Source organism: Pedobacter sp. FW305-3-2-15-E-R2A2 (assembly GCF_038446955.1).
Classification (GTDB): Bacteria; Bacteroidota; Bacteroidia; order Sphingobacteriales; family Sphingobacteriaceae; genus Pedobacter.
Map to the genome: position 1 here is coordinate 77489 of NZ_CP151803.1, position 9734 is coordinate 87222.

Here is a 9734-nt window from a genome sequence, read left to right on the forward strand (position 1 = left end):
CAGATCAGTTTTTTATTTAGAATGCAAAACCAATACGAACACCAGTGATTACACTTGGTTTGATATTGAAAGTACTTCCTGCTGATTTGTGGTCAGTAGTAGTCGTAACTCCAGCAGTTGTAGATGTGATTTTAGTTTTTCCTTCTTTTTCGTAAACAAGACCTAAACCAGCTTCAACACCTAAATACATACGTTTAGCGATGTAGTAATCAGCACCAACAACTCCACGAAGACCGAAAGATACATAACCTGGACCTTTAACTTCGTTGAAAGTATCTTTTGCATAAGCAGCACCTTTATTGATGGTATTTTCAGCAGTTTCTGTTCTTGAACCTGTTCCGAAAAGGATATCACCACCTACGTAAGGAGATAAACGGTCAGTACCAGTGAAATGTTTCTCGATACCTAAGTTGATCAATACGTTAGTAGCTTTTTGAGTGAAAGTACCTTTTTGATTTGCATCAGCACCAGTACCATAAGCATTTGTTTTGTCGTTAACTGTACTTACGTTGAAACCTAAACGGTAAGCAACTTTCTCAGTGTTGAAATAACGGAAACGTAATAAAGCAGCACCATCATTCAATTTGAAATCTGTGTTGTTGATACCGCCTGTTAAACCAAATTCAGTGGTAACGTCACCTGCAACTGGTTTAAAATCCTGTGCTTGTGCTGCTACTCCGAAAATAGCCATTCCTAAAAATAATAATACTTTTTTCATAAATGTGTGTTTGATGTTAAATAGATGTTAATTAACTGTAAAATTTACGGCTGCAAAAGTAGGCTTAATAGAATTATTTATGTCAGATTATTGTCATTAGAACCTTTTTTGGCGGTAACTGTCTGATAGTCTGACTGGTTTTTTTGCCTTTTTTCAATTTGCTGCTGCAATTGATTATTTGACCATTTTGTTTAATCTGTCAAATGTTTGTTTGTCTTAACTTTCAGATATTTAATGCGTTAACGCTGTTTTTTTTGGCCTTTATGATCCTTGGTAATCCTATCCGGAAAAAAAGCAAAGTTTGAGTTTACCTGAGTTTGTAATCCTGTTTTATAGCGAAAATGATGTGGATTGTAGGAATGAAAAACAGGGCTTGAATGAGGCTTAAAACTGTATTCAACCGTTTGCGTGAAATCCTGGATTTCCAGAGCGGTTATTTTCGTTTAAATAAAATGTTGCGCTTCCCTGAAATAAAAGCGGTTTTGGCCAGTTCCCACCCTAATTCCTATGACTGAAAGCATTATACCTTTTTGTGGGGAAATCCTTAAAATTTACGATCAGCTGATTTGCCTTAAATATTTCGTCATACACTTAATTAAACACAACCGTTTGCGTAAAGCCAAAGCCCTTATTGACCTTCATTTAGGGATTACTATACGTAACATTGGCTTAAATATTTCTTAACAACCAAATCCCATAATGGAAAAACAACAACTTTTTAAGACTAAAGGGATCTGGGTTTTAATGGCAGTGATGCTCCTGTTTTTGCAGGAAAACATCGCTGCGGTTAACCCCCGGATGCTAAAACCTGGTGTGCAGCGTAATGTGGCTGATATCGTGGTGAAAGGAACTGTTAAAGACAGTCAGGGGCCGTTGCCAGGTGTAACGGTGACTTTAAAATCAGATCCGGGCCGCGGAACCAGTACAGACGGCAACGGAAATTTTTCGATCAGCGTACCTGAAGATGGTGTGCTGGTATTTAAAATGCTAAGCTACACGGTTCAGGAAGTTCCAGTAAATAAACAGGCTTCGATCAACGTCACCCTAACTGTTTCCAGTAATGACCTGGAAGAAGTGGTCGTGGTAGCCTATGGTACCCAGAAAAAAGCAAGTATGACCGGGGCTGTAGCCACGATCAGTCCAAAAACATTGGCCAACAGGCCGGTAACTTCGGTACAGAATGCCTTACAGGGAATCACTCCCGGACTAACTATCTTACAACGTCCCGGCGATGTTGGACGTACCTCCGACGGAACATCAAACAATACCGGAGCGGTATCTATCCGCGGAAGAAGCAGTCTTACTGCAGGATCAAGTCCTTTATATATCATTGATGGAATTCCGGCTTCTGCACAGGAATTTGCAACACTGAATTCAAATGATATTGCCAGTATGTCTGTGTTGAAAGATGCATCATCAGCTGCGCTGTATGGTTCCAGAGCCGCAAATGGGGTAATCATGGTGACCACCAAAAGAGGAAGTGGCGAAAAGACAACCATTCAGTTCAATGCGAATTATGGATTGCAGGCGGCTACCCGTTTACCGGAATATGTCAATTCAGGGGACTATGCAACGCTTTATAATGAAGCAGCGGTCAATGCAGGAGGAGCAGCACTATATACTGCTGATCAGATCGCTTTGTTCAGGAATGGTTCACAACCAGATCTTTATCCAAATACAAACTGGTATAAGGAAGTTTTACGGGAAGTAGCTCCACAAAGTGATCTCAACTTAAACATCAACTCTCCGGGTAAAATTACGAGTAGTTATTTAGGACTTTCCTATCTGACTCAGGAATCTTTGATTCCGGGAAAAAGCCAAAACAGGATCGTAGGTAAATTAAATACCGAAAGTAAAGTGATTGCAGACTTGTTAAAAGTGGGAACAAATATCTCCTTTATCAAGCAGGATTTTAGCCGTGATGGAGCCGCAATGTCATGGACCGAGTTAAACCGCGCTTTGCCGATTACGGTTGCCCGTCAGTCTAATGGAGATTGGGGATCGATCAGTAACGGCGGCCAGGCAGTGCCTAACGTTGCCGGGAATAACCAATTGAGGAAACTGGCAGAAGGTGGAAGTGCCTGGGATAAAGATAATTATTTACAAACAGCGATTAATGCAAGCCTGACGCCACTGAAAGGGCTCTCTATAAACGGATTGGCTTCATTGAAATATTACAACTCCAATTCCTGGGAATTTACAAGTACGCTGTCGCCGGTGAATGATTTTCTTACTGGCGCGCCCATGGAATCGACCGCCTTGAAAATCAACAATATGAAGGAATACTGGCGTAAGAGACAGGAACTCCTGATTCAGGGAACAGTGGATTATGAACGTACCTTCGGACAGCATTTTGGTAAGTTAACCGTAGGTGCGAGTGAGGAAAATAACGTAACCAGGAATGCTTTTGTTGGAAGAAAAAACTTCCCGAACAATGACATGACCACGGTTGGAAGTGGTTCCTCTAATCCGGAAGATATGAATACGGATGATGATGGTCAGGCCAATCGCTCTGGTCAGCAGGAATGGGCCATTCGTTCCTTCTTCGGACGCTTTAATTACGTGTTTAATGGTAAATATCTGTTCGAAGCAAATACCAGGATCGACTATTCTTCCCGTTTCCGTGAGGATATCCGCAGGGGGATATTTCCTTCCTTCTCGGCAGGATGGAACGTCTCTAAAGAGGATTTTATGCAGCATATCAGTTGGGTAGATAACCTGAAACTGAGGGGTTCATGGGGATCTCTTGGAAATCAGGGAGTTGTTCCGATAGGTAATTATTACAGTATGCTGGAAACAGGTTATGCTTATAGTTTTGAAGGCAATGCCCAGGGTGGCACCTCCCAGAATAAAATACCAAATCCTTTGGCAACATGGGAAAGGGTATACATGACCGATTTTGGAGTGGATGCGACCTTTTTCAAAGGAAAACTAGACCTGGTAGCAGACTATTACATTAAAGATACTAAAGACCTGTTAATGCGTGTTCCAACCTTGTTAACGATTGGAGTAGAAACCAGCGGAACAAAAACAGGCTTGCCTTTGGTTAACGCGGGTTCTACCAGAAATAAAGGTTTTGAACTGGGCTTGACTTACAACGATAAAATTGGCGAAGATTTTCAATTTAGTGTCGGCGGAAACTTTTCTGTGATCAAAAACTCAATTACCAAACTGGGTAACGGAGAAGAATTTATTGATGGTAAATTCATTCAGAGAATAGGTCAGTCTATCGGTTCTTTCTACGGTTATGAAGCGGATGGCTTGTTCAAAGATGCAGCGGATGTGGCGAATCATGTTTTTCAGACGCCAAATACCAAACCTGGTGATATCAAATACAAAGATTTAAATGGCGATGGTGTTTGGGATTCCAGAGACCGTACCGTGATAGGAAATGATGTTCCATGGTTCAACTATGGCTTTAACCTTAGTGCAAGTTATAAAGGTTTCGACCTGAATGTGCTGACTTATGGGGTTGGAAAAGTGAAAGCTTACCTTTCTGAAGAAGCGGCATTTCCGTTCTTTAACGGAGCTGGGGTAAAGAAAGGTTGGGAAAACCGCTGGACAACAGAAAATCCAGATCCTAATGCAGACTTCCCACGCATTTTAAACTCCGGTGATGGGAAACACAACTACAATGAAATCTCTTCTTTCTGGTTGTTTAACGCATCTTATTTTAGGGTGAGAGGCATCACACTGGGCTATACCTTACCGCAGAATTTTGTTAAAAAGATGGGCATGACCAATCTTCGTGTATATGGAACTGCAAATAACCCATTCACCTTTACTGCAGATAAGCGTTTGAATGATTTTGATCCCGAAATGGTGTCTGGTCGTGGAGGTTATCCGGGAATTAAAACCTGGTCATTTGGTTTAAGTGCCGCTTTTTAACGAATTGAAATTATGAATATGAATAAGAAATCATCAATATATATACTTACAGCGGCATTGACTTTTACGTCTTTGTCTGCCTGTCAAAAAGATTTTCTGGAGCGTCCTCCGCTGGATCAGGTTTCTGAAGTTACTTTCTGGAAAACTGAAAAGGATGTTTATGAAACGGTTATGGGAGTCTATGAGAAGCTGCCGGGTGATAACATGGTTTACGACGATGGTTCAACTGATAATGCACATGTCCAGAACGCATGGGAGGGCCCGGCAAGCAGCACTTCTGCCGGAACGATCTCTTCAACTGAAGATGCAGGTTGGTATTATATTGATATCCGCCGGGCGAATTATTTCCTTGAAAATGCAAATAAGGTAAAAGTGATCGCTCCTGAGCTGCTGAAAAGATATGAGGCAGAAGTACGTTTCCTGCGCGCTTTTTCTTATTTCAGGCTGATGAGCTTGTTTGGAGATGTGCCTTTAATCACAAAAACATTGGCTATCGAAGAAGAAAATGTACCCAGAACACCGAAAAAAGAGGTGCTTGCTTTTGTTTTGCAGGAACTGGATGCCGTAGCTAAAATTTTGCCTGCATCATATGCCGGTGGAAAGCCCAATGAAAAAGGCAGAATTACCAAAGGCGCAGCATTGGCATTGAAAATGCGTGCCCATCTATATGAAGGGGATTGGAAGCCGGCAGCTGATGCCGCTGCTGAAGTGATGACGCTGGGTTACGATCTGTTTACCACGACTGCTGAAGAACCTTCGGATGCTAAGGACGACTATACGAAATGGGTGGACTTTGCTGATGCCACTGATCAGGAAAAATTCCGTAAGGGATTAAGAAGCTATGAGCGTCTTTTCCGTCAGGTAAATGAAGGCAATAAAGAGGTGATCCTTAACCGGGAGCAAATCATGCAAAAGGATGAAAATTCTTTCAATACTTATTTGCCGCCGGCAACACTGGGTGGTTGGAGTTCAATTACGCCAACACAGTCGATGGTAGATAGTTATAGCAATTACAAAAATGGTGAAGCGGTTGTTCCTGTAGATCCTGCTCAGCGGGCAGCCTGGTATGCTTCAGATAAAGTTGCATTTGCCAATGAGTATAAAAACAGAGATCCCCGTTTTTATGCAAGTATCTTATTTGATGGTGCACCATGGAATGCGATGAGCAAAACTGCGTTTACTTTCACCTGGAAACAAGGAAATAACATGTCAAAAACAGGTTATAATTTCCGTAAACTGGTTGACCCGATTGCCTACGAAGGCCAGATCGGAAACCATGCCAATGTAATTTTGATCAGATATGCAGAAGTCTTACTGAGTTATGCTGAGGCAAAGAACGAGCTGACAGGACCAGATGCAACCGTATATGATGCCCTGGATAAGATCAGAACACGGGCAGGCATGCCGGTTATAGACCGCTCTAAATACGCTTCACAAGCTGCTCTGAGAGCAGTGATCAGAAGCGAACGTAGGGTAGAGCTTGCACTGGAAGGACAACGGTATATGGACATTCGCAGGTGGAAAATTGCACCTGAGGTGATGAAATCTATTAAAAATGTAATCAATCAGCAGGTTCAGGAAAGGGTATGGACAGATAAACTGTACCTGATGCCGGTTCCTCAGAGTCAGATTGACTTATCAAAAGGGGTATTGACACAAACACCAGGATACAGCAAATAGTTGTTGTCCGGTTAAATGCTCCAGAAAGCCTCTGTAATTGTTTTACAGGGGCTTTTTTTAGGCCCTTGTTGTTTGGATGAATGCTGTTCTTTTGCGGGAAATACGGGGGGCTTTTCTTTGCGGGAAATACGGGTAACTCATTGAATATTATTGTCTAAATTTGCTTTTAAATTAGACGTTACGCTTGAAAAGATGAAACTTATACTCTTAATTATAGTTTTTCATATTCTAATAGTGGGTGCTGTGCTCCAAATAAGCAAACCGGAAAATAGCTTTAATAAATGCATCCGGCTCATTCTTAGTCTTTCCTTTTTACATGTTATTTATAAGCTAACTCATCTGTATTTTATCAGTAACTGGCTGCCCAATGAAATTGGGAGCCCGATGGCCCTCCTGTACGGACCGCTATTGTATTTTCTATATCTCACAGCGATAGAAAAGCAGATCACTGCGAAGGCAGTTTTAGTCCATACCATTCCTTTCCTCTTTTTAACCTTGTTGTATCTGACCTTGACTTACGGCCTGCCGGAAGAAAGTGGGAACTGGCACAGCCGAAGGTTGATGATCAATTCTTTTCATCACCTCAGTGTATCACTTTCTCTAGTTTTTTATGCGTTTTTTACCGGGTATAAAATGAAGGTAAAATCACCTGTTGCTCCTGAAAAAGATCGTTTGATTAGCCAGATTATCATTATTGAAGGAGCCTGGGCATTCATTGTCGCTTTGCTGGCGATCGATTCCTTTTGGATAAAGCTAGAATTTGCATTTAATCCTTTGGCATTGCTGTATGGAAGCCAGGTCATGGCGTCCGGACTTTTATTTCGCTACCTCTTGTTACAAAAAGAGCCTTCGCAGCCTGATCAGGAGAACCTGCTGCATTCCCGCTACGCCAAATCAAGCCTGGAAGAAGAAACGTTAAAAGCATATGAGCATAAACTGCACAGTCACCTCCAAACTTCAAAGATTTATCTTAAACCTGCACTGTCTTTAGAGTTGTTGGCAAAGGAGACAGAGATCCCGAAGCATCATTTCTCTCAGTTGCTCAATGTCTACCTCGGAAAGAGCTTTTATCAGGTGATTGCAGACTATCGGATTGCTCATGCACTAGCGCTTCTGGAGGAGGCAGGCGCTCAGTTTACCATAGAATCGCTGGCCTATGAATGTGGATTTAATTCGAAAACGTCATTCAACAGGTATTTTAAAGAGAAAACCGGGTTTACACCTTCTGATTATCGCGAACTGAAAAATACGGGAGTACTGGGTTAATTTTTTCCCAAAAGGGGCGTTCTCCCCACGTAGAGTGTCTGATGTCTCAGGTCTTTGCCCATGGTTTTGACCTTCCGGCGATAGCTTTGAACCGCATAATCACACCTTCCGGAGCTGCGGCTTAATTAACGGTTAAAGGGAAGGCAGATTTTCTGAAAAGATATCTTCTGACGGTGATTTTGGATGTTTTTTTGATACGCGTTATGATATAAAAATGGTGAAATACGTTCTCTGCTGCATTCTTATTTTAACGTTGGTGACGTTATATCTCGGCTATAAAAGAAATAGTCATGGTCTTTTTCAGCAAATCATGAACCTTCATGTGGTAAGTATCCTTCTCAACGTTATTTACTTCTTTGCCGCTGAACAGCTTTCCTTAGAAAGGGACTTTTTACTCTATTTACCCTTTGCCTTTCTTTATGGTCCGGTCTTGTACTTTGCTGCACAAGCAATATCCGATAAGAAACTCAGTCCCTGGAAAATAGCGGCTCATTTGACTCCTTTCCTGTTGGGGATTGTTTTTTATGTATTTCGGTGCCTCTATCCGGTATGGCTCGATGCGGCTTGGCTAAGGCACACTCACCACACAGTAAAAACCCTGATGTTGCTTTTTTATGCACTGTATATTCTCTTTTTTAATCATCTGAACAACAAAGGAGGGCATCATGCACAACGGAAACTGATTCAGAGGTTGGGTTTTCTAACGCTCATTGGCTCCGTGATTTATGTTGTTTTCGCTTACAGTAACATCGTTTATGGAAATAGTGGAAATAGTGAAGATGCTTCGCCGGTGAGCAGATTCCTTTACCTTATTTTACTGATCGCAGTGCTGCTCGTTTTTCGCTATACGATCAATGGCTTCCTGTCGGCAGGGGCAGAGGGTGACAGCGCAGTGCTGGAGCCTAAAGAAGGAGAAGTTAAACGTTATCAAAAAAGCGCGCTTTCCGATGCGATTTTGGATCACTATGAACAAACACTGTATGCCCTTATGATCCAGCAGAGGGTTTTTCTGGATCCGGAGTTGTCCTTGCAAACACTTGCCAGAGCGCTTAAAATTCCTAAACATCACCTGACTCAGCTGTTGAGTGTCAGGATGGGCGAAAATTTTTATCATTATGTCAATCGTTTTCGGATTGACTATGCCTGTAAACTTATCAATCAATCCGTAATAGACCTGACTCTGGAAGAACTTGCCTATAAAAGCGGGTTCAATTCTAAAACTTCCTTTAACAGATATTTTAAAAAACAGGTGGGTTGTACCCCCTCTGAATACCGTAACCTTTAGTAAACCCGGATGATAGAATTTATAACCTCCTGCATCATTGTTTTATCGTTAATCACGATGTACCTGAGCTTTCATGCAGGAAAAGCAAATGCGTTTGACAAGATGGTGAATGTAGGAATTGCAGTAATCCTTTTTCATGGGATTTTTGTGCTGATAGGTGAGCTGTTTTTTCCTTTGCAAAGATACATAGATGCCGCAGCGCCATTTGGGCTGCTCTATGGCCCACTATGCTATTTTTCGTTTTACAGCCTCTCCGGAAAATTGCCAGATAAAAACAGGGTTTTTCTCCACCTGATGCCCGTTATCGTCGGGTTAGGGTTTTACCTGATGATTTTGTGGTCCTCATCTTTTCGGGAGGCCTATTATTTGCTGATCCTGAGGTGGCTATATGTTTTTGTTGAAATTTCAATGATTGGCTATACCGGACTACTCTTATTTTACAATGGCGGAGATGAAAGAGAACGCACACAGGAAGGTAAAAAGATGATGATTACGGTACTTGTCCTCGTTTTTATGGTTGCGATAATGTTCATCGCGCTTAGTTATTCGGGGAGACTCTCCAAAAGAGAAGCCAGTTCGTTATTGCCCAGAATGATCATTTACTTTGCCATGTTTACGGTCATGGTTTTTGCATTTCGTTATCAGGTAATCCGGATTTTAAAAAAAACGCAGGCATAATCTTCGCCGGCAACTATCGTATATTTTGATGAAAAATCCGGCAGACAACCAGTCTGACCAGAAATCAGCTTCGCCAATTATTTAACACCCGCAGCAGTCAGAATTTTAGGCCTTAAAGAAAAAAAAGGAAGGGGTAAAATCTCTTTTTCGGTGTGCCAGTTAAATGGGATGGCGTGCTTCCCGCTTTTCTGGTACATGCTAAGCCGTTGTTTCATACAT

The 9734-nt window shown here is 41.8% G+C and carries 6 protein-coding genes; 5 read left to right on the plus strand and 1 reads right to left on the minus strand.

The features are described from left to right. Nucleotides 1-16: 16 nt before the first annotated feature. On the minus strand, nt 17-718 hold the full coding sequence (locus tag AAFF35_RS00295; protein ID WP_342330354.1) for a hypothetical protein: 702 nt from the start codon (nt 716-718) through the stop codon (nt 17-19). Nucleotides 719-1417: 699 nt separating this feature from the next. On the opposite strand from AAFF35_RS00295, the gene AAFF35_RS00300 reads away from it, so the two are divergent. From AAFF35_RS00300 to AAFF35_RS00320, 5 genes are all read left to right on the plus strand, one after another. Then, nucleotides 1418-4606: a TonB-dependent receptor gene (locus AAFF35_RS00300; RefSeq protein WP_342330355.1), complete on the plus strand. Its 3189-nt coding sequence runs from the start codon at nt 1418-1420 to the stop codon at nt 4604-4606. Between the two features lie 18 nt (nt 4607-4624). Next, the gene (locus AAFF35_RS00305) at nt 4625-6286 is read left to right on the plus strand and encodes a RagB/SusD family nutrient uptake outer membrane protein (RefSeq protein WP_342330356.1); all 1662 of its coding nucleotides are present in this window, start codon (nt 4625-4627) and stop codon (nt 6284-6286) included. A gap of 384 nt (nt 6287-6670) precedes the next feature. Further along, nucleotides 6671-7552: a helix-turn-helix transcriptional regulator gene (locus tag AAFF35_RS00310; protein WP_342330357.1), complete on the plus strand. Its 882-nt coding sequence runs from the start codon at nt 6671-6673 to the stop codon at nt 7550-7552. Between the two features lie 214 nt (nt 7553-7766). Beyond that, on the plus strand, nt 7767-8837 hold the full coding sequence (locus tag AAFF35_RS00315; protein WP_342330358.1) for a helix-turn-helix domain-containing protein: 1071 nt from the start codon (nt 7767-7769) through the stop codon (nt 8835-8837). Nucleotides 8838-8846: 9 nt separating this feature from the next. Then, entirely contained in the window at nt 8847-9515 is a 669-nt protein-coding gene (locus AAFF35_RS00320; protein WP_342330359.1) for a hypothetical protein, read from the plus strand. Nucleotides 9516-9734: the final 219 nt, after the last annotated feature.